The sequence below is a fragment of the Collinsella sp. SGI.095 genome (assembly GCF_050314535.1).
In the GTDB taxonomy this organism is placed as follows: Bacteria; Actinomycetota; Coriobacteriia; order Coriobacteriales; family Coriobacteriaceae; genus Collinsella.
The window spans coordinates 139190-161742 of sequence record NZ_JBNPNG010000003.1 but is presented as its reverse complement, the minus strand read 5'-3'; the positions used below and the strand labels follow the sequence as shown (position 1 = coordinate 161742).

General features: G+C 61.3%; 18 protein-coding genes. 2 read left to right on the top strand and 16 right to left on the bottom strand.

Annotated elements, in window-relative coordinates:
• Positions 1–41 precede the first annotated feature (41 nt).
• The 4 genes from ACQRCA_RS02275 to ACQRCA_RS02260 form a co-directional block, all read right to left on the bottom strand.
• Complete coding sequence (locus tag ACQRCA_RS02275; RefSeq protein ID WP_418825693.1) at positions 42–665, bottom strand: response regulator transcription factor; 624 nt, start codon at positions 663–665, stop codon at positions 42–44.
• On the bottom strand, positions 662–2155 hold the full coding sequence (locus ACQRCA_RS02270; RefSeq protein WP_427718116.1) for a sensor histidine kinase: 1494 nt from the start codon (positions 2153–2155) through the stop codon (positions 662–664). The genes ACQRCA_RS02275 and ACQRCA_RS02270 overlap by 4 nt, the downstream gene beginning before the upstream one ends.
• A gap of 2 nt (positions 2156–2157) precedes the next feature.
• Positions 2158–4041 carry a histidine kinase N-terminal 7TM domain-containing protein gene (locus ACQRCA_RS02265; protein WP_427718114.1) on the bottom strand — a complete coding sequence of 628 codons (1884 nt, stop codon included), beginning with the start codon at positions 4039–4041 and terminating at the stop codon, positions 2158–2160.
• A 142-nt stretch (positions 4042–4183) separates the two neighbouring features.
• Positions 4184–5614, bottom strand: a complete 1431-nt coding sequence (locus tag ACQRCA_RS02260) for a 6-phospho-beta-glucosidase (protein ID WP_427718111.1) — start codon at positions 5612–5614, stop codon at positions 4184–4186.
• 406 nt (positions 5615–6020) lie between these two features.
• On the opposite strand from ACQRCA_RS02260, the gene ACQRCA_RS02255 reads away from it, so the two are divergent.
• A complete protein-coding gene (locus ACQRCA_RS02255; RefSeq protein WP_117747030.1) occupies positions 6021–7127 on the top strand; it encodes an ATP-binding protein in 1107 nt (368 codons plus the stop codon).
• Between the two features lie 195 nt (positions 7128–7322).
• Here ACQRCA_RS02255 and ACQRCA_RS02250 read toward each other — a convergent pair whose 3' ends face one another.
• The 11 genes from ACQRCA_RS02250 to ACQRCA_RS02200 all read right to left on the bottom strand — a co-directional run bounded on the left by ACQRCA_RS02250 (position 7323) and on the right by ACQRCA_RS02200 (position 18740).
• The gene (locus ACQRCA_RS02250; protein WP_346963377.1) at positions 7323–7967 is read right to left on the bottom strand and encodes a DUF4867 family protein; all 645 of its coding nucleotides are present in this window, start codon (positions 7965–7967) and stop codon (positions 7323–7325) included.
• Between the two features lie 144 nt (positions 7968–8111).
• Positions 8112–8600 (bottom strand): S-ribosylhomocysteine lyase, encoded by a 489-nt coding sequence (locus ACQRCA_RS02245; RefSeq protein WP_118652431.1) that lies wholly within the window; start codon positions 8598–8600, stop codon positions 8112–8114.
• Positions 8601–8871: 271 nt separating this feature from the next.
• Complete coding sequence (locus ACQRCA_RS02240; protein WP_427718107.1) at positions 8872–9831, bottom strand: ROK family protein; 960 nt, start codon at positions 9829–9831, stop codon at positions 8872–8874.
• A gap of 5 nt (positions 9832–9836) precedes the next feature.
• Positions 9837–10463 (bottom strand): YczE/YyaS/YitT family protein, encoded by a 627-nt coding sequence (locus ACQRCA_RS02235; RefSeq protein WP_427718104.1) that lies wholly within the window; start codon positions 10461–10463, stop codon positions 9837–9839.
• A gap of 96 nt (positions 10464–10559) precedes the next feature.
• Positions 10560–12047: an FGGY family carbohydrate kinase gene (locus ACQRCA_RS02230; RefSeq protein ID WP_427718101.1), complete on the bottom strand. Its 1488-nt coding sequence runs from the start codon at positions 12045–12047 to the stop codon at positions 10560–10562.
• A gap of 62 nt (positions 12048–12109) precedes the next feature.
• Positions 12110–13048: a transketolase family protein gene (locus ACQRCA_RS02225; RefSeq protein ID WP_427718099.1), complete on the bottom strand. Its 939-nt coding sequence runs from the start codon at positions 13046–13048 to the stop codon at positions 12110–12112.
• Positions 13041–13877 carry a transketolase gene (locus tag ACQRCA_RS02220; protein WP_427718096.1) on the bottom strand — a complete coding sequence of 279 codons (837 nt, stop codon included), beginning with the start codon at positions 13875–13877 and terminating at the stop codon, positions 13041–13043. The genes ACQRCA_RS02225 and ACQRCA_RS02220 overlap by 8 nt, the downstream gene beginning before the upstream one ends.
• 2 nt (positions 13878–13879) lie before the next feature.
• Positions 13880–15280, bottom strand: coding sequence for an L-fucose/L-arabinose isomerase family protein (locus ACQRCA_RS02215; protein ID WP_427718093.1), 1401 nt, complete (start codon positions 15278–15280; stop codon positions 13880–13882).
• Positions 15281–15535: 255 nt separating this feature from the next.
• Complete coding sequence (locus tag ACQRCA_RS02210; RefSeq protein WP_427718091.1) at positions 15536–16546, bottom strand: LacI family DNA-binding transcriptional regulator; 1011 nt, start codon at positions 16544–16546, stop codon at positions 15536–15538.
• A gap of 219 nt (positions 16547–16765) precedes the next feature.
• Complete coding sequence (locus tag ACQRCA_RS02205; RefSeq protein WP_427718089.1) at positions 16766–17740, bottom strand: nucleoside hydrolase; 975 nt, start codon at positions 17738–17740, stop codon at positions 16766–16768.
• A 4-nt stretch (positions 17741–17744) separates the two neighbouring features.
• Positions 17745–18740, bottom strand: a complete 996-nt coding sequence (locus ACQRCA_RS02200) for a ribokinase (RefSeq protein WP_427718086.1) — start codon at positions 18738–18740, stop codon at positions 17745–17747.
• A gap of 186 nt (positions 18741–18926) precedes the next feature.
• Between ACQRCA_RS02200 and ACQRCA_RS02195 the strand changes: the two genes are divergently transcribed.
• Positions 18927–21119 carry an acyltransferase family protein gene (locus ACQRCA_RS02195; protein WP_427718084.1) on the top strand — a complete coding sequence of 731 codons (2193 nt, stop codon included), beginning with the start codon at positions 18927–18929 and terminating at the stop codon, positions 21117–21119.
• 189 nt (positions 21120–21308) lie between these two features.
• Here the strand turns inward: ACQRCA_RS02195 and ACQRCA_RS02190 are convergent, their stop codons facing one another.
• A complete protein-coding gene (locus ACQRCA_RS02190) occupies positions 21309–22505 on the bottom strand; it encodes an Nramp family divalent metal transporter (protein ID WP_427718160.1) in 1197 nt (398 codons plus the stop codon).
• Positions 22506–22553: the final 48 nt, after the last annotated feature.

Here is a 22553-nt window from a genome sequence, read left to right as displayed (position 1 = left end):
CGGCCTATCTTTACGGCGCCGGAACACGGCGAGCGCGTCGATTACGGGCGCTCCATGTTGGGGACGATGCTGCCCTCCGTTACCGCGCGCACGGCAAGACGCATGATGTTGTCGTAGCCGGTCTTGCTCAGAATCTCCGAGATGCGACGCTTGATGGTACCCTCACTCATAAACAGCTCGGCCGCGATCTCGCGGCGGCTTTTGCCCTCGCAGGCAAGGCGCAAAATCGACAGCTCGACATCGTCGAGTGCCGCCGTGCCCGAAAAAATGCTTTCGGGCGGCTTGGGAAACGTGCAGTAGCCCGCCAGCGTGGAGCGCATCACGGCGAACAGCTCGTCGATACCGACGTTCTTGTACACAAAGCTATCGACGCCCGCCTCGCGAGCCTGATCGACAAAGGTGATCTCGGGCATGCCTGTCATGATGATGACGCGGCACTCGGGCAGCTGCTCCTTGATGCGCGCCGCCGCCACGATGCCGTTTGAATCGTGTTCGGTGCACACGTCCATCAATATCATGTCCGGGCGCTCCTTGAGCGCGACACCCAAGGCCTCGGAGGCATCGGCGATCGCGGCGACGACGGTCATATCGGGCTGGTCGCCAACGGAGCGCGCCAGGCTTTCACGCAGAATGGCCTGATCTTCGACAATTAACACGCGGATCATGAACTTCTCCTTTGGACCGTGGCGTTGGGGCTCAGCGGGATGGACACCGCAAGCGTAAAGGGCTGGGCGGCGTGGACTTCCAGGCCGCCGCCCAAATCTTGCGCGACATGCCTCATACCTGGGATACCCGTTCCCTCGCGATACGATACGGGGGCCGGGGGCCCGTCGTTAGAAATCGTCATGCGCGCGACGGCGCTAGCATTCGTCCCCTCCTGCCACAGGCGCACGTGGACCTGATGCGCCTGCGCATGCCTGGTAGCATTGGTCGAGGCCTCGCGGATAATCTGCAAAAATGCGGCGGCGACACACGCGTCCTCAGGCAGCGCACCCTCAACATCGATCTGCACACTCACCAAGCCAAAGGCGTGGACGATATCGCTCAGCTGCTCTGCAGGCTCGCTGGCACCGCCACTGCGCAAATCGGCGGCGATTGAGCGCAGTAACGGGTCAATCTGCTCGAGCGACTCATCATCCAGACGTCCCTCCTCCAAATAGCGATGAAGAATGGACAGGCGCTGGCCGATCACATCGTGAACGCGGGCACGCATACGTAGGTAGGCCGCATTGTCGGCAACCTTTTTGGCTTCTTCGATCTGGGCCTGGAGCTCTTGGCCAGCACGCTCAAGCAGGTGGTTGGCTTGCGCCAGACGGTCGTAGGCGTGTGCGTATTCCGTCACGTCCAGGCCGACGACGCGCTCGAACGGACGGCTCGAGACCGTAACGGAGTCACGCACGAACAGACGAATCTCGGAAGGAGAGATCTCGACCACGGCGCGATCCCTACCAAAGCGATCAAGGTCGATATGGGCGCGATTAGCGCTGCTTTCGGGCATTTGCATGCTCAGTTTGCGCAGGTCGTTCCATGTGCTGCTCATGTCGCCCAGGTCGGTGGGCATATGGAGCTCTACGAGGTTTTTGCGCATGCAGCGGTTCATGAGCAGCGGACGGCCCCTCGGGTCTAGATACAGGATGCCCACGGGAATCACGTTGATGGTCTCGATCGTCGAGAACAAGGTGATATCCTCTTGGCGGTTACGGACGTCCATCAAGAGCGCCGCGATGGAACGGAACAGGAAGAACGCTCCCTCTGCGATAAGGACAACGGTCCACGCCGAGCCCATGGCAAAAACCACCGGTGGTGTAACGGCGACAACAAGCAACAGCTCGACCAGCATGACGGGACGACGATAGTGCACCATAAGCACCACGCCATAGGCAAAGATTGCGGCATTGAGCCACAACGCTCCGCCCATTGCCCTGGCGCAAACGTCAAGCGGCGCCACCAGATACGAGCCAGACGACGTGAACAAGATGAGCGCCGAAATCATCAGGTGAAGCACAAGACTCGCCTCGTAGGCGCAAATCACCTTGCGGTTATAGGACGAGCGGCGCGATGCGATGAGCGGGACGTGGATCGTCTGCAGACACGCAGCCAGGGCAAAGACAACATCGAGCGCAACGATTTGGGGAAGTATGAGCGAAATCTGCATCGTTACTCACCCGCCCTCGGCATCAAGACGATCATGCGCAGCTGACCGGACTCGCCCTCAAGGCGGTATGCCACGTTGCGCCCTTGCAAAGCGCTTTCGAGCTCTTGCGCAGCGGGCGTCTGCGAAAGATCTTCATCATCGTTGGAAAAAAGTGTGGCGCGCAGCTCGACGCTGCATCGGTCATGGTCGCCCAAGTGATACATAAGTGCCGGATGATCGGTGGTGTAGGCAAAAAACGCAAAGTCATACACGCAGTCGTACAGCGCGCTTACCGTACTGGCGTGCATCGGGCGCCGTATGGCAATAATCGAGGCGCAATCGACATCGATCGTGCGCAGGTCGCTTGCGAGCTCGTTGGCAATGAGCTGAATGCGGTCGCGGTCAAAACCGCTCTCCCCGTGCCGTGCCAACGTGAGCGACCCCTTCCGTTTGCAATAGGCAACGAGCATCTTGGCGCGCTGCAGCATGCGGTAACGCTCGCGCGAAGATTCCTCGTCAGTCAACGGCGGCAGCGAGCTCAACAAGTCGTACATCTCTTCGAGCGCGCGGGCAAGCGCCTGGTCCACGTCTTGGACTAGCAAGGTCTCGGCCTCTTGATCTGCCAAATGTGTCTTAAGGTCGTAGTCGGCGGCAAGCAGCTCGTTTTGGCGTTGCAGCTCCATGCGACGATGTGCCAGTTCGCGATTGAGCTCGTTGAGCTCCGATACGTCTTGGGCAAGCAGGGCCGATCCCCCCAGCAGCGGAAAAGCACGATACATCACATCGGGATCGGACGCCACGGTAAAGGCATGGGCGCGGGCGTGCTCCTGGTTCCGCAACTCCTCGCGCACGCCTACCGGCATTGGCTTTGACACCGGCGTGGCATAGACCTCCTGCAGGTCGCGCGTTAGAACTTTGAGGTCAAGCGGCAAGGTGTCGAAGATGCCGGCGATATCGTGGTACGACGGAATGACACCGCAATCGAGACAGATTTCCATCGCCACCACGCACATGATGCAATAGACGAGCGAAAAGTTGAGCCTCCATGCCCAGGGCACGCGCAGAGCATATGAGATGGCAAAGAATGCGCCGCCCAGCAGCACGAGCGCCGCCATGCCCGAGAAACGTTGGATGCGAAAGGACGAGGACCGACCAACCAGGATAAAAAAGGCCACGAAGTTAAAGGCCGTCCACACGAGGAAGGCGAAATAACCCCGGCCGTACGTGTAATCGTTGCTCCAGGTGTCGCTTGTACGGTCAAAGCGGAAGACCTGCTGGTGAAAATCGTTGGTGAGCACAAATCCGATAAGCAGGATGGCCACAATCCACAGCGCAGCACGGTAGCGGCGACCCAGGCGGCGTTGCTCCAGGCCCGCAAGGCGCAGGCCGCAGAGCTGGTAGAGCAGCGGAATGAGCGTCATGGGCACGTAGTACAGGTACCACAGCAAGGTGGCATAGAACGGCGTGTACGACTTGTACTTGAGAATGACCTCGATCATCCACAGGGCACAGATGCTGGCGATGGCAACAAGGCGGCGGCGCAACACATAGTCCAAACAACGCAGATAGACCAACACGCCCCAAATCGAAAATACAATTGCGGCGACAAGCAGCGGGAGAGGGCTCGAATGGGTGAGCCCATCCACGACCTCTTCGGACACCTCGCTATAGGCGGGCACGGCGTTAGAAAGTTTGGGGTCGAAGGCGAACAGCACCGGCAAGATCGCCAAAAGCATGAGGAACAGCGCGGTGATGGCGCCGGCGATAGCAAAGACGCGGTGACGGTACACCTGATGCGTTATGCCAACAAGGAATCGCGGCATGGCGAAGAGCCTGCCGCCCCTGGGATCCGCAACCGGAACGGTCCGGGCGGCCGCGTGGCCGATATGTCGCTCGCGGGTACTCATAGTCCCTTTAGTGTACCGACAGGCGGGCCCAAAAAGCGGGCCGCATGTCCCAAAATCCGCAGACGGCAAGACGCCCGGCGAGCAATAACTACTCGCCGGGCGCCTTGGTTAGAAGGCTATGAAGTTGAGTGTCTCAGCTTCCTTAGGACAGGTCCTCACCATTAGAAGCAATAACCTTCTTGTACCAGTCGAAGCTCTTCTTTTTGGAACGCTTGAGGGTACCGTTGCCGGCGTCGTCGCGGTCCACATAGATAAAGCCGTAGCGCTTGGACATCTCACCCGTGCCGGCAGACACCAGGTCGATCGGGCCCCAGGTGGTGTAGCCCAGCAGGTCAACGCCGTCCTCGGTCACCGCATCGCGCATCGCGGCGATATGCTGGCGCAGGTAGTCGATACGGTAGTCGTCGTTGATGGAGCCATCCTCCTCGACAACATCCTTGGCGCCCAGACCGTTCTCGACCACAAACAGCGGCTTCTGATAACGGTCGTACAGGTCGTTGAGGGTGATGCGGAAGCCCAGCGGATCGATGGCCCAGCCCCACTGGCTCTCCTGCAGATAGGGGTTCTTGGCGCCGGCGAAGGCGTTACCCTGGGTGCGCTCGACATCGGGGTTATCGGCACCGGCAGAGCAGCGGGTGCTGTAATAGCTAAAGCTGATGAAGTCGACGGTGTTAGCGGCCAGGATCTCGCGGTCCTCGTCCGTCATGCCCACATCGATGCCTAGACGCTCGAGCTTCTTGACGGCATATGCCGGGTAGTAGCCGCGGCTCTGGACGTCGACGAAGAAGTAGTTGTCCTGGTTATCGAGCTGCGCCTGGCGCACGTCGCCCGGACGGCAGCTGTAGGGGTAGTAGCTACCCGCGGCGAGCATGCAGCCGATCTTGATCTCGGGGTCGATCTCGTGGGCGATCTTGGTTGCCCAAGCGCTGGCGACGAGCTCGTTGTGGGCGGCCAGGTACTCGACGGCCTCCTTGTTCTCGCCCTCCTCAAAGACCAGACCGGCACCCATAAACGGCAGGTGCAAGATCATATTGATCTCGTTGAAGGTGAGCCAGTACTTCACCAGCCCCTTGTAGCGGGTAAAGATCGTGGTCGCGAGGTTCTTGTAGAAGTCGATGAGCTTGCGGTTGCGCCAGCCGCCGTACTCCTTGATGAGGTGAATCGGGCAATCGAAGTGCGTGATGGTCACGAGCGGCTCGATGCCGTGCGCCTGACACTCGCGGAATACGTCCTCGTAGAAGGCCAGGCCAGCCTCGTTGGGCTCGGTCTCGTCGCCGTTGGGGAAGATGCGGGTCCAAGCCAGGCTCATACGGAAGGTCTTAAAGCCCATCTCGGCAAAGAGAGCGATGTCCTCTTTGTAGTGGTGATAGAAATCGATGCCGGTCTGCGCGGGATAGTAATAGCCGTCCTCGAAGTCGAGCATTTTACGCTGGCCGGAGACCACCGCATAGCGCTCGGGGCCGTGCGGAGCCACGTCCACGTTGGCCAGGCCGCGGCCGTCCACGTCGTAGGCACCCTCGCACTGGTTGGCAGCCGTTGCGCCGCCCCACAGGAAGTCATTACGGAAAGCCATGTATCAATCCTTTCGCACGCTGTTGTCATAGGCTCAGTATCTCTATAAACGGCACGTCGCTCAACGGCAACGGCGCAGGTCGACACTTCTTTTCGCTCCCGCATATCGGCAGACGGTGCGCTCCTGACACTTTTTGATACCTCGCGTGCACGAAAAAGCACCCGCCCACACGCCGCGAACGTCAAGTGAGTAGACTTTTTGGCAAAACTCAACCAGACCCGCCTTTGACGCCATCAAAACCGCAGGTAGCTTACCTGGCATGTTCCGGCGTGGTCAGACTAAGCCAAAAAGTCTACTCACTTGCAAAAAAGGGCGCCTCCACAACAGCGAAGGCGCCCTCGGGTGGCAGACCATTTGACTGAATAGGAAAGAAAGGAAAAAATAGGAAAGAAAGGAAAGGAGACTTATGACTGAAACCATCTTCTCCCCCTCATTTGGAAATCGCCCATCCTATCTCGTCGGGCGCGAAACTGTAATTTCGACATTCATATCCGGCCTTGAGCAGGAACCGGGCAATCGCGACCGAGCCATGCTCATGCTTGGACAGCGAGGCAGCGGCAAGACAGTTCTTCTGTGGGAACTTGCCGACCGCGCACGCAAGCTCGGCTTTGTTGTCGCCACGCCTACCGTAGCCTCCGAGGATATGCTCGAGCGCATTGTCGAGAAAATCCAAGAAGCAGGCAAACCTTACGTCAACAAACGCCGCCTTCCCAAACTCGCGAGCGGCAGCCTAAGTGTTTTCGGGCTCTCGGCAGGCCTCGAGTTCACACGAGACGTGCAGGAGACCAAGAGCTTTCAGTTCAAGCTCACGCAGCTCGCGCGCAAACTGACCGAGCAGGGGCACGGCATCCTCATCCTCATCGACGAGCTCCAAGCAAATTCACCCGAGATCAGACAGCTCGTCACCGCCTATCAAGAGCTGGTCGGCGAACGACTCAACGTCGCGCTCGTCATGGCGGGCCTTCCGGGAGCCGTCTGCGCAACACTCAATGACCGTGTGCTGACATTTCTCAACCGCGCTCGAAAGGTCACGCTCGAGCCACTTTCGGTCGGAGATGTCGATACCTATTACCAGCGGGCTTTCGATGAGCTCGGCCTTGATATTCCAAGCGATCTTCGCCTCCGTGCCGCTCGCGCAACCCAAGGCTCGCCCTATATGCTGCAACTCATCGGCTATAACATCGCCAATCGCTGCAGGACAGGCGAACGTGCGACGCAAGGGTTAATCGACGGAGCCATCGAGGCGTCGAAAGTCGATTTCGAAAACGATGTGTGCGAAACGACGCTCGCCGCGCTGTCAGACCAAGACGTCGCGTTTCTCTCCGCAATGACTGATGACGAAGACGCTGTGTCTCGCATTTCTGATGTTGCGAAGCGCATGTCAGTCACACCCGACTATGCGCAAAAGTATCGCCGGCGCCTCATCGACGCCGGCGTTATCGAGCAGGCGCGCCGCGGCTACGTGCGCTTCGCCGTCCCCTATATGGCCGATTACCTGCGCAGCCAGCTCTAGGCAACCACCGCAAAGGGGACAGGCACCTTTGTGGTGGGTTGGGCCCGCTTGTCTCGATCTGTAACAGTTAGGCCGTCAAAACCGGGCTTGGCGTTACAGATTGAGATTGTTCGGGCGGCCCCCGTGGTTCGTCTTGATCTGTAACAGATAGAGACGATTTAGCGCGCCAACTGTTACAGATTGAGACGGAAGACCCTAGTCCACGGTGATGTCGAGGTTCTTGCCGACGAGACCTACGTAGCCGCCCTCGGCAGCCTTGGGACTATCTGCGTGGCAGAGAACCCACTTGTCGGCCTTCCAGTAGCAGTAGCTATCACCGGCCGCGGGCATGTCGGCCGCAGCCTCGGGGCGCGGACCGTTGGTGCCGGCGGGCAGCGCAACCATCACCTGGAAGCCACCGTCGTCGACCATGCACGGCGTGTAGTGCAACGTGGTGGCGTAGACCTCGACGAGCGTGCCGGCGGGCGCGCGGAACGCCTTGACCTGCGCGGTGTCGAGCTTGCCGTCGACAATCTGCTCACGCTTGGCGAGCAGCAGAATAAAGTCGCGAGCACCCAGGTTGAACTCGCTCGCACGGTGATACTCCAAGCAGTTGAGCTTCGTGTTGTGGCCGTTGCACCAGCCCAGCTGGAACGGACGGCCGCCATACATGAGCAGGCCGAGCGCATCGGCGCCCTCGACCTGCTCCAGCTCAGGCGCGGAGGCCACGTACTTGCTGCCCTCGGGGATGGGCGTTGCGGAGAGCGCCTCGACGAGCGGGGCGGTCAGGCTGGACGGGACGTCATCCCACACGCGGCCATAGGGTTTGAATTCGGGGTCGGTAACAGAGTAGATATGCATGTTCGCTCCTGTTCGTTTGTGTGATATTACGAACATTCTAGAACAATCACGCGCGGTTTTAAACGTCCGCCATGTCCGCTCAACAAAAAGGCACCCCCGCATAAGCGAAGGCGCCCAGTGAACTCATTTTGAGCGACGAAACCTTTACGCCTGCTGATAGTGCAGGTGTGCCTCATCGATATCGATCAGATCGCGGTCGAGATAGCGACGCGCGAGCCAATTTGCCATAGGGAGATTCTGGTCCAGGTAGTTACCGCACTCTTCGGGAGCGGCACCGGGGACATCGCCCTCGAAGCCAGCAACAAACTCGAACAACTCGCGCACGAGCGGCAAGATCTCCTCACTCGTCACCTCGCCAAACACAACCAGGTAAAAGCCCGTGCGGCAGCCCATAGGGCCAAAGTAGACAATACGGCTCGACCACTCGGCATGGTTGCGAAGGAACGTCGCGCCCAGATGCTCGATGGTGTGGCACTCGGCCGTGTTCATAACCGGTTCTTTGTTGGGCGTGGTCAAGCGCAGGTCAAAGGTGGTGACGGCGGCACCGGTCGCCGGATCGCGGTCGACGCGGCTCACATACACGCCGGGCTCAAGCAGCAGATGGTCAACGGAAAAACTCGCGATGCGCTCCATGGCAGATCCTCTCGGTAGTCAATTTGGGACAGGGCTCTTTTAGCTGGTCGCAACAATCCCACCCATCATAGCAGTCAAAAAAGCCCCGTCCCAAATGACTACTTTGGGACGGGGCGCCGCGCAGCCGATAATATCGACCGTTCAGCATCTAGTTTTCTGACCCCTCACCTATTGATGCTGCGTCGTCCGCAATGCAGAGCGTGCGAGCAGCTCAACAGCCAAAAACCCGGCAGCGACTGTAATCGCCACCAGACCAATAGATGGCCTGCACTTACAGCACCTGCAAACAAGTTGCGACGGCACCGTAGATATTGGCGTCGTTACCCAGCTGCGCCGGGACCACGTGCGGACGAGGCATATCTTTCAGAAAACCAGTGTAGTGCGCCATGACGTCATCCATCTTACGGTCGAGCGCCTCGAACAGCGCGGGATGGCAGCTGATGCCACCACCAATCGCGAAGACTGCCAGGTCGATGACGCACTGCAGATTCACAAGCACACGATCAAACAGCTCAGCATAGGCATCCAATCCGCGCTGCACGGCGGCGACTTCGGACGCGCTCCCATGCTCCAGTAGCTCGAAGATCCGTCGGCCATCGAGGGCCTCCAGTTCAGCTTCATCCGAAATGCCAAGTTCGACTGCCACGAGATTCTGCAGGCCGTGCCATCCGCTCGAAGTCGCGAACGTATCACGATGATCAAGCGGTTCGCTTACGTTGTTGGACAGGAAGCTGAACTCGCCCGCGAAGCCGCCCGCACCTGTCAGCACCCGGCCGTCAACCACGATGCCTCCGCCGATGCCCGTACCGATTACCGCCACGCAACCCACGTCCACGCCGCGCAACGCGCCGGCAGCGTACTCGCCAAGCGCACAGCTTTTGCCGTCGTTGACAACGGTCACGGGCAGCCCCAGCCGTTCGCGCAGCGCTCGGCCAAGCGGAAACCCGTCCATGTACGGCAGCGCACCACCGCGATGGATCGTCCCGTCTGGATCGACCTCGTAACCGAAGATGCCACCTGGGGCCGAGATGCCCACGCCTACAACCTGTCCGCGATACGGCCCTACGAGTGCCGCGAGCGCGTCGACCAGCTGATCGGCCGAGACGAACGCCGTCGGAATCGAACCACGGTCACCAAACTCGTAGTTCTCATTCACAATCGCCCATTTGACGCTCGTTCCGCCGATATCAATTCCAAACAGCTGCCTCATGGCCGCTCCCCTCTCGCTCAATGCGTCTACATGCTCGCAGGCTCTTCCATAAAGGCCATGAGCCTGCGGTTGAGCAGACGACCCCAAAACGTGCAGATACCGCCCGCCAGGAGCGCGGCGGCTACGGTGCCGATACCGATGCCCACCGCAGCACCCGTACGCACAAGCCCGTAGACCAGTGAGATGCCCACACAGCTCCCGTCAAAGAAATACTTCGCCTTACCAAATTCACAGTGAAACACCTGGGAGAGCGTCTGCACCATGCCGTCGGGCGCAACGGGAACGAGCCGCGCGGAGACGATCGGCGTCACGCCGAGCGCTGTGAACGATACGGCGATGACCAGCATGACCAGGCCATCGATGAGTCCCGTTACGGTAAATGGAAACAGCCAGATATCCAGCACGTCGATGAAAACGCTAAACAGCAGACTGACGGGTATCTGCAAGAGAATCTTGACATCCGGGTAGCGCACCAGGAGAAGCTGGGCAACCACGAATACGCAATACACGATAAACGATGCCGTACCGAGGCTCAAACCCTCGATGATATACATCAGGTACGGCACCGTACTCATGGGCGCTACACCAAGTCCCGTGCGTGCATTCATTACAACGCCGCAGCTCAGGAATAGAATCCCACATACGTAGACCATCATTCGACGCGTTGGACTCTACCGCATCACATCACTCTCTCGTTCGCATCTTCACCTATCGGCACGAATAGCGCTCCGTAACATCGCCCCAAGGCGTCACTCGTACGCAATCGTCGCCTCGACGGCATGGCGCCAGCCGGCGATCTTTTTGGCGCGTTCGTCAGCGGGCATCGACGGCTCCACGATGCCGCGGGCGCCGTAGACATCGACGACATCGCGCGTGTACGTGCCCAGCGCGATGCCGCAGGCCCAGGCCGCACCCAGGCCGCTCATCTCGTCGTTGCTCGCGATGCGGATGGGCGAGCCAACCAAGTCGCTCTCAAACTGCATCAGGTACGCGTCGCGCGTGGGACCGCCGTCAACACGAAGCTCGGCCAACGTTGCACCCGAATCCTCGACCATCGCATCGATCACGTCAAAGATCTGATAGGCGATCGACTCGTCGGCGGCCTTCACGAACTCCGCGCGACCCGTGGTGCGCGTCATGCCAAAGACGCAGCCCTCGGCGTCACTCGCCCAGTGCGGCGCGCCCAAACCGGTAAACGCCGGCACAAAGTAGACGCGGCTCGCCGGATTGGCGGCGTAACACAGGTCGGTAACTTCCTCGGGGTTATTGATGAGTTCCAGATCGTCGCGCAGCCACGTCTTGACGGCGCCGGCGTAGCTCACGTTGCCCTCGAGCACGTACTCGGCCACGCCGTCCATACGCCATGCGAGCGAGCTCGAAAGCCCGTGCGAGCTGGCAACGAACTCGTCGCCGACGTTCATCATGACCGAGCTGCCGGTGCCATAGGTCGCCTTGGCCATACCGCGGCTGTGGCAGCCCTGCGCAAACAAGGCCGCGTGGCTGTCGCCGAGCACGCCGTGAATGGGCACGGGTGCCGGCAAAAAGCCGCCCAGGTCCGTCATGCCGAACAGGCCATCGGAATCGGTCACCTGCGGCAGGCAGGCCACATCGACGCCAAAGGCCTCGCACACCGGCTCGCTCCAGCAGCCACGGCGCAGGTCAAAGAGCTGCGTGCGGCTGGCGTTGGACCAGTCGCAGCGAAACTCCGTGCCGCCCGTGAGCGTCCAGACCACCCAGGCATCGATGGTGCCCAGGCACAGCTCGCCTGCCGCCGCAGCCTCGGCAGCAGCGGGAACGTTCGCGAGGATCCAGGCCATCTTGCCCGCCGGGTAGTAGGGCGAGAGCACCAGACCCGTCGTGTCGCGCACCAGCTCGGCCACACCCCCGCGCGCGGCCAGCTTGTCGCACAGCTCGCGGGCGCGGGCGCACTGCCACACTACGGCGTCGCACAGCGGCTCGCCCGTCGCGCGGTTCCAGGCAACGGTGGTCTCGCGCTGGTTGGAGATGCCAATGCCGGCAACGTCGGCCGGATCGACCCCGGTCTCCTCCACCACGGCACGCGCCACGGCCAACACATTGGCGGCGATCTCGACCGGATCATGGCTCACCCAGCCGGCCTCGTTGACAATCTGGCGATGCGAGCGATCGGCACGATGAATCAAATGGCCGCCCTCGTCCACCAGCAGTGCCTTGGTGCCCTGCGTGGATTGATCGATTCCGATGATGTATTTGCTCATGTACTCTCCCATTCCTTCCGCCAAATCAAAGACGACTGGCGGCCGCGCAGCGTCTGTATCTACTAGTTGCCGAGGAACTCGGCGACGGTCTGCGCAATTCCGGCACCCGTCAGGCCGTAGTGTGCAAAGACCTCGGGGCTCGTGCCGGTGATGACCGGTGCGTCGGGCAGGGAGAGGCACTTGACCGGACGGGGGCAATGCTCGCCCACCACCTGCGCGACCATAGAGCCCAGGCCGCCGAAGGGGCTGTGCTCCTCGACCGTCACGACGGCGCGCGTGGCACCGGCAGCCTCAATCACGGCCTCGGCGTCAAGCGGCTTGACGCAATACATGTCGAGCACCGTTGCCGAGATGCCCTGCTCGGCCAGCAGGTCGGCAGCGTCCACGGCATGGCGGACCATCTCGCCGGTGGCGACGAGCGTCACATCGGTGCCGCGACGCACCCAGGTGGCGCGATCCATCTGGAACGGGCACTCGTCCTCGGTGTACACGTCCTCGACCGGGTTGCGGCCCACGCGAATGTAGGCCGGCTTGTTGTCGGCGACCAGGGCCCGCACGAGCTCGGCGGTCTGGAAGCGGTCGCTCGGCAGATACACGCGCATGTTGGGAATCGCACTCATGGCGGCGATATCCTGCGCGGAGTGATGGCTCATGCCCAAGGCGCCATAGGACACGCCGCCAGAGATGCCGATGAGCTTGACGTTGGTGTTGGAGTACGAGACATCAACCTTGCACTGCTCATACGAGCGCGTGGTCACAAAGGACGCCGGCGAGGCGGCCCAGGCCTTCTTGCCGCACGAAGCCATGCCGGCGGCGATGCTCACCAGGTCCTGCTCGGCAATGCCGACCTCGACGGACTGTTGGGGATACTGATCAAAGAACGGCGTGAGCGATGCGGAGCCGCGGGAGTCGGAGCATAGGACGACGATGTCCTTATCGGTCTTCGCGGCCTCGAGCAGCGTGTCGCAGATAACCTTGCGATTGGCGATCTTGTTAGCCATTGACGGCCTCCTTATGGGCAGCGAAATCGGCGATGATCTGAGCATATTCCTCATCATTGGGCAGGTGATGGTGCCAGGCGGCCTTGTCCTCCATGACGGGCGAGCCATAGCCCTTCACCGTGTTGAGGATGATGACCGTGGGCTTGCCGCAGGTCTCGGCCGCAAGCGTCAGCGCGGCGTCGATGGCCCGGACGTCGTTGCCCGGAATGGAGAGCACGTTCCAACCGAAGGCGGCCCAGCGCTCCTCCTGCGAGTCCTGCTTCATAACATCCTCGGTGCTGCCGCTGATCTGCAGGCGGTTGCGGTCCACGAGTGCGCACAGGTTATCGAGCTGGTAGTTGCCGCCGCTCATGGCGCCCTCCCAGACCGATCCCTCGGCAAGTTCCCCGTCGCCCATGATGGTGTAGACGCGGTAGTCGCGGCCGTCCATCTTGCCGGCGAGCGCCATGCCCACGGCCACCGGCAGGCCGTGACCCAGCGAGCCCGAGTTCATCTCGATGCCCTTGAGCTTGTTGTTGGGGTGGCCGATGTAGGGGCTGCCGAACTTGGAGAAGCGGGCCTTGACGTCATCGAGGTCAAGATAGCCCTCGTGGCAGAGCACCGCGTAGTAGGCTTCCATGGCGTGGCCCTTGGAGAGCACGAAGCGGTCGCGGTTGGGATCGTCGACGGTCTCGGGCGAGATGTTGAGGTGGTTGGCATAGAGGGTCATGAGGGCGTCGATCACCGACATGTCACCGCCGATGTGGCCGCCAGCGCCAGCCATGATGATATCGACGCAATCGCGGCGAAGGTCCCAACGCAGGGACTCAAGCTCTTCGATAGTTGCCATTTCTACTCTCCTCGCAGGTAGGCTTTAACGTCTTCTTCGATGGGGTCGTACAGGTCGGGTTGGATGCCGATATACTTGCACGCCTCGTAGAGCACCGGCACCACGTTGGCGTGAATAGCGACGCAGTGGTGGATGTAGGGACCCTCGACGATCTTGGCCTCGAGGCGCTTGAGGTTGTCGACCTCGACCCATAGGTAGGTGCCCATGCCGGCCGGGCCGTCGATGCCGCGGGCGTTACCCAGCAGCAGCGAGTACTCGCCGTTGTCGCCGTCAAAGCGGGCAAGGGTGAGGTCGCCATGCTTGGCCTCGGCCGTCAGCGCGCCGGGGTGATCGAAAGCCAGCGGATAGGTGAGCTTGGGCTTGACGGCCGCGCAGCTGCAGGGCCAGGGGCCGCAGTGCTGCAGCAGCTCGCCGTTCTCGTTATCGGGATGGCGCACGGTCCAGTCGGCGAACATGCCGCGGTGACGGCCCAGGTCGGCGGCCTCGACCATCAACGCGGTGATGGCGCCGTGGATATCGGTCTCGCATACGATAGGAATGCCCATCTCGTTGAGGATGGCGTTGGCGGAGCAGGGCATAATGCCCAGCTCGTCCTGCAGAGCGTTCCAGCACTGAATGGCGCCGGCGTTGCAACCGTACTTATCGACCAGGCGCTTCATGGCGATGGCAAGACCGGCGACCGCGGGAACCTTATCCTCGGGGATGCAGATCTCAAAGCTGTCGTTGATGTGGGCAAGCATGGTAGCCATGGCCTGCTCGTCGGCCTGGGCGTCGCGCACGGCCTGGACAAGCTCGGTCATGGGAATGGGCGAAAGCTGGATGTTGAACTTCTCGAGCAGCTCGCCCTCGTTGCACATGGTCGACCAGAAGTCGAACGGACGGGTGGCCATCTGCAGGATGCGGGTGTGCTTGAAGGTCTTGACCACGTTGCACACGGCCAAGAAGTCCCAAACGCCGCGCTCGAACTCGGGATCGGTCAGGCGGCAGTTGGTCATGTAGGTGAAGGGAACCTGGAAGCGGCGCAGGACCTTGCCGGTGGCGAACAGGCCGCACTGGCTATCGCGCAGGCGGGTGCCGTCGGGCTCGGGGCGCTCGTCGCGCGGGCCCCACAGCAGCACGGGTAGGCCGAGCTCGCGGGCAAGGCGAGCGCAAACGTACTCGGTGCCAAAGTTGGCGTGGCACAGCATAATGCCATCGACGCCCTCGGCGCGGAACTTCTTGACGATAGGCTCAATGTGGCTGTCGTCGAACAGCAGGCCCTCGTCATTGATGTCGTCGATATCCACGATGTCGACGCCGATCTCGCGCAGGCGATCAGCCGTCAGGCCGCGATACTTAATTGCGTCCGGCGCGCTAAAGATACTGCGGCGCGTGGGCACAAAACCGAGCTTGATCTTGTCCATGTACGTCCTCCCCTAATCACATGTTCAGTAAACAGACGCATGTTTCGTTTTGTTCTGTTTACTAAATTTTTACTCCAGTGTTTAGAAGTTTAACGCGAAATACCCGTGGGCGGTAGAGAAATCAGCCTAAACGGTATGTAAACAAACTGAACATACAAGGGCAACAAAAAGAGGGCCCCGAAGGACCCCTTATGGATGACGTTATTTTTCTGCCTTAGCGAGCTTTGCCGCCCTGCGGCCCGGCGTTGCCTTTGCCTAGATCTCACGCACGCTCTGACGCTCGACAAAATAGGTCGATACGGCTGTCTTGCAGGTATAGCTCTTGGGATTGCGGATGTTGCCCACCAGGCGGCGCACCGCGATCTCGCCCACCTCGTGCTTGGGAACGTGCACCGTGGTGAGCGGCGGGTTGGAGAAGGCGCCCAGAGATAGGTCGTCAAAGCCGATGATCGAGACATCCTCGGGCACGCGAATACCGTGCTCGTTGAGCGCGCGCATGGCACCCACGGCGAGCACGTCGTTTTCGGCAAAGAAAGCCGTCGGCAGGTCGTCGCGCGAGACGCTGTCGAGCCATGCGCCCATGTCGCGATAGGCGCCCTCGAGCGTGGTGCCCAGCGCAACGCGCCATGTCGGGTTGGCCTCAAGGTCTGCGTCCTCAAGCGCTTGGCGATAGCCGCGCTCGCGATCCTTAAAGTTGCGGATGCGAAGGTCGCCTGCCAGATAGCCGATCTGCCTGTGACCTTTCTCGATGAGGTGATCCACGGCGCGCAGCACCGAGTCGGTGTTGGCAATGACCACGGCATCGAAGTACTGACGATCGCTCCAGCCATCGAGCACGATCAGGTGGGCGGCAGCGTTGGCAAACAGGGCGTAGTCTTCCTCGCCCAGCTCGGTGCCCATCAGCACGATAGCGGCGGACGGATCGGCGATCAGGCCCTCGACCTGCGGACGCACGGCGTCCAAGTCGCTAAAGTCGAGCGAGACAAAGCTCGTGCTCATGCCGTGACGACGCGCCTGGCGCTCCACGCCCTCGATAACCGCGGGATGGAAGGTGCTCTCGTCCAGAATGGCGCCCGTCTTGCGCGCGAGCACAAACTGAATGCTCTCGAGCTGCGTCGACTGCTGATAGCCAAGCGATTGCGCGCACTCCAGGATGACCTTGGCGGTCTCTTCACTCACGCTGCGCTTGCGGTTGAGCGCGTTGGACACGGTCGCAGGCGAAAAACCGGTGATGCGGCTGATCTCGCGAACACTTGCTTTGGCCATTGTTCCCCCTAGCAACGGCCGTGGCGGAGCATCGCAACTTGATGACTCGACAACTAAACGACCGCAAATTCAATCTAAACAGAGTAGTAAATGTTTATGAGCTAGTTTAGCCTGTTGTCAAGCGAAGTGGCACGACTATTCCCCCAACGGGCACATTTACTCGGTAGCTAAAAAAGCCCCGTCCCAAATTGACTACATGGGGCGGGGCACGGAAATCATCTAGCCCAGGACGCGGGCCATGCGCGTCTTGAACTCGGAAAGGAAGCGCGGGGCATCCACGGTCAGCGCCACAAGCGCGCTCTTGTCCGGATCGGACAGGCGATGCTCGTCGCAAATGGTGCGGCCGCGATACTCGCCCAGCAGATCAACACGCAGATTGCAGCCGAGCGCACCCACGAGCGTGGGGTCGATCGCCACGGCGACGGCCAGCGGATCGTGCAGCGCACAACCACCCAGGTAGGGTGCGTTCATCTCGTACGAGCCAATGTAGTGCTCGACCATGCTCGCAAACGCACAGCCCGCCATGGTGCCCAAGCCCGTCCATCCGGCAATGTCGCGACGCGTGAGCACCACGCGATGCGTCACATCCAGGCCCACCATAGTGAGCTTGCGGCCCGAGCGCAGCACGGCATCGGCCGCCTCGGGATCGCTTGCCATGTTGGCCTCGGCGCCCGCGCTCACGTTGCCGGGCACGGTCAGGGCGCCGCCCATCACCACCACGCGGCCAATAGACATCACCGCCGCCGCATCGCGCTCCAGGGCAAGCGCCAGGTTGGAGAGCGGGCCGGTCGCTACGTAGACCAGATCGGGACCATAGGTGCGCGCGGCATCGATCAGATAATCGACTGCAGCGTTGCCATCGGCCGACGTCGCCCCCACCGGCTCGTAGGGCGACGCGGGCACGCTCGCGCCGCCGATGCCATTCTTGCCGTGAATGAGTACGGTGGACGCCGGCGGCGTATAGGGCTCAGTCGCCTGCAGAGGACGGTCGGCACCCAGGTACACCGGCACCTCGGGACGGCCCAACAGGTCAAGCACCGCCAGGCAGTTGCGCGCCGACTGGTCGACGCGCACGTTGCCAAAACACGTGGTAATGCCCACGAGCTCAACCTCGGGGCTCGCGATGGCATAGGCAAGCGCCATCGCATCGTCCACACCCATATCCAGATCAAGGATCAGCTTCTTGGTTGCCATTGTTCTACTCCGCTTCTCCGTCTTGTACTAAATCGTCTAAACCAAACACGCGCTCAACTTCGGTGCGCGTGGGAATCGACTGCTGCGCGCCCAAGCGCGACACCGTCACTGCCGAGGCGCGAGCACCCGCGGCCATGCACTCAAAGAGCGGCAGCCCCTCCAGACGAGCCGCGGCAAGCGCACCGATAAACGTATCGCCCGCAGCCGTCGTATCGACCACCGTGCTCGAAAGCGCCGGCATACGCAGCAGCTCGCCGTCGTCGCCGAGCGTAACCGAGCCGGCGCCGCCCAGCGTGATGACCGCAGCACCGGCACCCTTGGCGAGCAAGGCATTGAGCGCCGCGACGCAGCTCGCATCGTCTGCAGGCAAGATGCCCGTCAGTACCTGGCACTCAGTCTCGTTGGGACAAACCAAGTCGACTGCAGGCCAGACCTCCGCAGGCACTTCGCAGGCTGGCGCTGGATTAAAGACCGTATAGAACCCCAGCTCGTGAGCGCAGAAAAGCGCCTCGACAGTCGCCACAAGGTCACATTCGCCCTGGGCGATAAAGACGCTTCCGGCAGCCGGGGCAATCTCGCTGGCGTCGCCGTCGAGCTCATCGGCCACCAGGCGCCTCAGCGCGCGGGCAACGTCCTCGCCCGCAAGTGCATGGTTGGCGCCCGGCGACAGCACGATGCGGTTATCGCCCTCACAGCGAATGATGGTCGCCGTTCCCGTCTCCACGTCGTCGCAGCGCGCCACAAAGTCACAGTCCACGCCAGCATCTTGGAGCCCCGCCACGAGCGACGAGCCAAACGCGTCGCGGCCGACCGCGCCGATCATGCGCGTGCGCGCACCCATGCGCGCAGCTGCTACGGCCTGGTTGGCGCCTTTGCCGCCGGCGTTGGTGATAAACCCGCTGCCGCCGACGGTCTCGCCCGCACGCGGCATGCGGTCGCACGCCACCGAAAGGTCCATGTTCATGCTGCCAAACACCGCGACGATGCCGCAATCTGCCATGGAAACCTCCTCGTCCGCGGGCTCTGCACCCGCTGTCGGCCGTCAATCGTGCACTCTCGCACCTCTATAACTTTAGTTCACTTTGATGTGGACGCGCGCTTGAGCTTACGCCAGCAGCAAGCATTCACAGGAGTAGGCGGCTACAATGAAAGCGTGCTGATTATTCTCGTCATTGGATGATGTTTTATGGAACAATTCCCGCGATCGAGCTCGCGCAGCTCACGCCATGCGAGCGATCAACAAGCGCCGCACGAACGTTCGCGCACTAACCGCCAAACCACCGAGCCGCGTCGCGCTGCAGGCTCCCATCGCTCGCCCGCCAACAAGGGCGCCTGCACCGACAGCGCCGCAAAAGAACAGGCGCCCACGCGTCCCAAATCTCGCTACATCCCCGCCCTCGACGGCCTTCGCACGCTCGCCGTTGTCGCGGTGGTGCTCTATCACCTCAACCTCACGTGGGCACAGGGCGGCCTGCTCGGCGTCACGATCTTCTTTGTGCTCTCGGGATACTTGATCACGCGCCTGCTCCTCAACGAAATCGCAAAGACCGGTCGTATCGATCTCAAGAGCTTCTGGATCCGCCGCATCCGTCGCCTGTTCCCCGCCGTGGTAACCGTCGTGGTGGTGACCTGCGCACTGTGCACTGTCTTTAACCATGTGATGCTCACCAAGATGCGCCCCGACATCCTGCCGTCGCTGCTGTTCTTTAATAACTGGTGGCAGATCATGCAGGACGTTTCGTACTTTAACGCCCTGGGCGACCCCTCGCCGCTCACGCACTTTTGGTCGCTTGCCATCGAGGAACAGTTCTATCTTATTTGGCCGCCGCTGCTGCTCGCCATGGTGTCGGTGCACATGAGCAAGCCCAACACGCGCCGCGTGGTCCTGGGCCTCGCCGCCGTCTCCGCCGTCGCCATGATGGTGCTCTACAACCCCGCCACCGACCCCAGCCGCGTGTACTACGGCACCGACACCCGCGTGTTCTCGTTGCTGCTGGGCGCCTGGATGGCCTTTATCCCCGACCGCGACCTGGCGCCTGCGCGCCTTGTCCGCCATCTGGGGCTCGACCGACTGGCCGGTGCCGCCAAGCACGGCAAGTCAAAGAGCGACACCGCCGAGGCCGCCACGACAAAGCCAAGTGAGCTCGCACGCTTTTGGTCCTCCCCCGCATCCATCGATTTGATGGGCGTCGTTGGCCTGGTCGGACTCGCCGCCATGGTCGCGCTCACCAACGGCTATACCGCGTTTCAGTATCGCGGAGGCACGCTGCTGTGCTCCATCCTCACACTGATGGTTATCGCGGCATGCGTGCAGCCCCAGGGCATGGTCGCACGGGCCTTGGCCGCCGAGCCGCTCGTATGGATCGGCAAGCGCTCCTACAGCATCTACCTGTGGCATTATCCGCTGCTGCTCCTCATGAACCCGGTCGCCAACATCAACGATACGCCCTGGTGGCAGTACATTTTGCAGGTGTTGTTGGTGGTCGCCGTGGCCGAGTGCTCCTATCGCTTTATCGAAACGCCGTTTAGGAAGGGCGCTTTTGGGCGCACCGTTTCCGAGCTCCGCGACGGCACCACCACGCCCGCCGGCTGGATGCGCGCACATGTCCCCACCTGCGCCGTTTGCGCCGTCGTGCTTGTTGTGGCGCTGGGCGGCCTGGTCTTTGTGCCCGACACATCCGCGCTGAGCGGCGAGGGCGCCGAAATCCTAAACAAGGAAGCCAAAAATGCAAAGCCTCAAGATCAGCGGGCGGCCGATGACACCGACAAAGATGACGACGGCTTCCCCGACGGAGCCTACGACCTGCTAATGATTGGCGACTCCGTGTCCCTGCGCGCCGTCGATGCCTTTGACGGCGTGTTCCCGCACAGCCACATCGATGCCGAAAAGGGCCGCCAGTTTGATGCGGGCCGCGCGACATTTGAGGGCTATATCCAGCAGAACCTTGCCGGCAAGATCGTGGTCTTTGCCCTGGGCACCAACGGTTTGGTAACGGACGCCCAGGTCGACGCGATCATGGCCGACGCCGGTGATCAGCGTATTGTCGTGTTTGTAAACACGCGCAGCCCGCAGCCGTGGGTCGGGTCCACGAACAAGGCCATCGCCAACGCCGCTACGCGCTACAAGAATGTACGCGTTATCGACTGGTACGGGCACAGCGCCAACCGCAACGACCTGTTCGATGGCGACGGCACGCATCTTTCGACCGCCGGTGTGACCGAGTACCTTAAGCTCATCCACGATGCCGTCAAGAAGGACCTACCCGTGCACCCCGAGGACCACGTTAACGATCCGCAGCCGGCGGCTGTCAAATCCGCTGCCGAGGCACTCGTCAACGCCCTCGCCTACAAACCGCACAAGCTAGGCACCGACAAGTAACGCACAGCCAAATCTGCTTACAATCCGGCACTTTGGACCACTTCCGCGACTTACAAAGCCGCCTCTGGGCTGTTAGTTCACCCCAGAGGCGGCTTTATAGCTGCACATCGGTATATAACTAGCACCCTATAGCAGACAAAAACAGGCCGCAGCCCATGGCGGCGGCCTGTTTAGAGTCCAAGAGAGGTGCTACGCGCTGTAACCCATCGCTTGCAGAACAAACATAACGACCGTCAGCACCGTAATAACGCCGATAGTCGCCCAAGTGAGCACATTCCACACACGGCCGTTGCGGTTGGCGCCCATAATGTGTCGATCGGCGGCAATAACCACCTGGAACACCAGAACCACGGGCAGCAACACGCCGTTGATGACCTGCGAGGTCATCATAATCTGGAACAGGTCGACGCCGGGCATGAGCACCAGCACGGCAGAAATGCCAATGATTGCCGTAATGATGCCGCGATAGACCGGGGCCTCGTCCCAGCTGCGATCGGCACCGCGTTCCCAGCCAAACGCCTCGCAGATAGCGCTGGACGTAACGCCCGGCAGCACACAGGCGGCCAAGAAGCTCGCCGCGACCAGGCCCGAGGCAAACAGCACCGTGGACCACTGGCCCGCAATGGGCTCCAGCGCGCGGGCAGCGTCTGCAGCGTCGCTAATCTGAATGCCCGCGGGGAACAATACCGTACCGGTCGTGATGATAATAAAACCGGCAATGACATCGGCGGCAATCGAGCCGCTCACGGTATCGATGCGCTGCAACATGATATCGTCCTCGCCTGCATTCTTATCGACCACGTTGTTCTGTGCCAGGAAAATCATCCAGGGCGCGATGGTGGTACCGATCGTCGCGACCACAAGCGACACGTAGCTGGGGTCATTTTGAATGTTGGGTACAACCAGATCGACCGCCACCTCGCCCCAACTGGGACCAGCCATAATTGCAGCGACAATGTAGGTCACAAACACGCAGCTCACCAGCAACAGAATCTTCTCGATGCGCTGGAAGCTACCCGACATGGTAAGCATCCAAACCATCAGCGCCACAAGCGGCACCGAGATGCTCGCCGGCACGCCAAAGAGGGCAAGGCCGCTCGCGATACCCGCAAACTCCGAAATGGTCACGGCTGTGTTGGCAATCAGTAGCGCCGCCATGGCCAACACACTCCTGCGCACGCCAAAGCGCTCGCGAATGAGCGAGGCCAGGCCCTTGCCCGTCACGCAGCCGCAACGCGCCGCGGTCTCCTGCGTCACGATGAGCAGCACGGTCATGACGGGAAGCATCCAGAGCATCTTGTAACCATAGCTGGCACCGGCGCTGGAATACGTGGCGATGCCGCCGGCGTCATTGCCCGAAAGCGCCGCCAGAAGGCCAGGGCCCATGGCACCAAAGATGGCCGCGATGGTCAGCTTTTGCTTGGTGCCCTGCTT

What these genes read in the sequence shown, in the direction of transcription:
- ACQRCA_RS02275 (WP_418825693.1), bottom strand. Translation starts at nt 665, where the DNA reads ATGATCCGCGTGTTAATTGTCGAAGATCAGGCCATTCTGCGTGAAAGC.
- ACQRCA_RS02270 (WP_427718116.1), bottom strand. Translation starts at nt 2,155, where the DNA reads ATGCAGATTTCGCTCATACTTCCCCAAATCGTTGCGCTCGATGTTGTC.
- ACQRCA_RS02265 (WP_427718114.1), bottom strand. Translation starts at nt 4,041, where the DNA reads ATGAGTACCCGCGAGCGACATATCGGCCACGCGGCCGCCCGGACCGTT.
- ACQRCA_RS02260 (WP_427718111.1), bottom strand. Translation starts at nt 5,614, where the DNA reads ATGGCTTTCCGTAATGACTTCCTGTGGGGCGGCGCAACGGCTGCCAAC.
- ACQRCA_RS02255 (WP_117747030.1), top strand. Translation starts at nt 6,021, where the DNA reads ATGACTGAAACCATCTTCTCCCCCTCATTTGGAAATCGCCCATCCTAT.
- ACQRCA_RS02250 (WP_346963377.1), bottom strand. Translation starts at nt 7,967, where the DNA reads ATGCATATCTACTCTGTTACCGACCCCGAATTCAAACCCTATGGCCGC.
- ACQRCA_RS02245 (WP_118652431.1), bottom strand. Translation starts at nt 8,600, where the DNA reads ATGGAGCGCATCGCGAGTTTTTCCGTTGACCATCTGCTGCTTGAGCCC.
- ACQRCA_RS02235 (WP_427718104.1), bottom strand. Translation starts at nt 10,463, where the DNA reads ATGGTCTACGTATGTGGGATTCTATTCCTGAGCTGCGGCGTTGTAATG.
- ACQRCA_RS02230 (WP_427718101.1), bottom strand. Translation starts at nt 12,047, where the DNA reads ATGAGCAAATACATCATCGGAATCGATCAATCCACGCAGGGCACCAAG.
- ACQRCA_RS02225 (WP_427718099.1), bottom strand. Translation starts at nt 13,048, where the DNA reads ATGGCTAACAAGATCGCCAATCGCAAGGTTATCTGCGACACGCTGCTC.
- ACQRCA_RS02220 (WP_427718096.1), bottom strand. Translation starts at nt 13,877, where the DNA reads ATGGCAACTATCGAAGAGCTTGAGTCCCTGCGTTGGGACCTTCGCCGC.
- ACQRCA_RS02215 (WP_427718093.1), bottom strand. Translation starts at nt 15,280, where the DNA reads ATGGACAAGATCAAGCTCGGTTTTGTGCCCACGCGCCGCAGTATCTTT.
- ACQRCA_RS02210 (WP_427718091.1), bottom strand. Translation starts at nt 16,546, where the DNA reads ATGGCCAAAGCAAGTGTTCGCGAGATCAGCCGCATCACCGGTTTTTCG.
- ACQRCA_RS02205 (WP_427718089.1), bottom strand. Translation starts at nt 17,740, where the DNA reads ATGGCAACCAAGAAGCTGATCCTTGATCTGGATATGGGTGTGGACGAT.
- ACQRCA_RS02200 (WP_427718086.1), bottom strand. Translation starts at nt 18,740, where the DNA reads ATGGCAGATTGCGGCATCGTCGCGGTGTTTGGCAGCATGAACATGGAC.
- ACQRCA_RS02195 (WP_427718084.1), top strand. Translation starts at nt 18,927, where the DNA reads ATGGAACAATTCCCGCGATCGAGCTCGCGCAGCTCACGCCATGCGAGC.
- ACQRCA_RS02190 (WP_427718160.1), bottom strand. Translation starts at nt 22,505, where the DNA reads ATGGGCCCTGGCCTTCTGGCGGCGCTTTCGGGCAATGACGCCGGCGGC.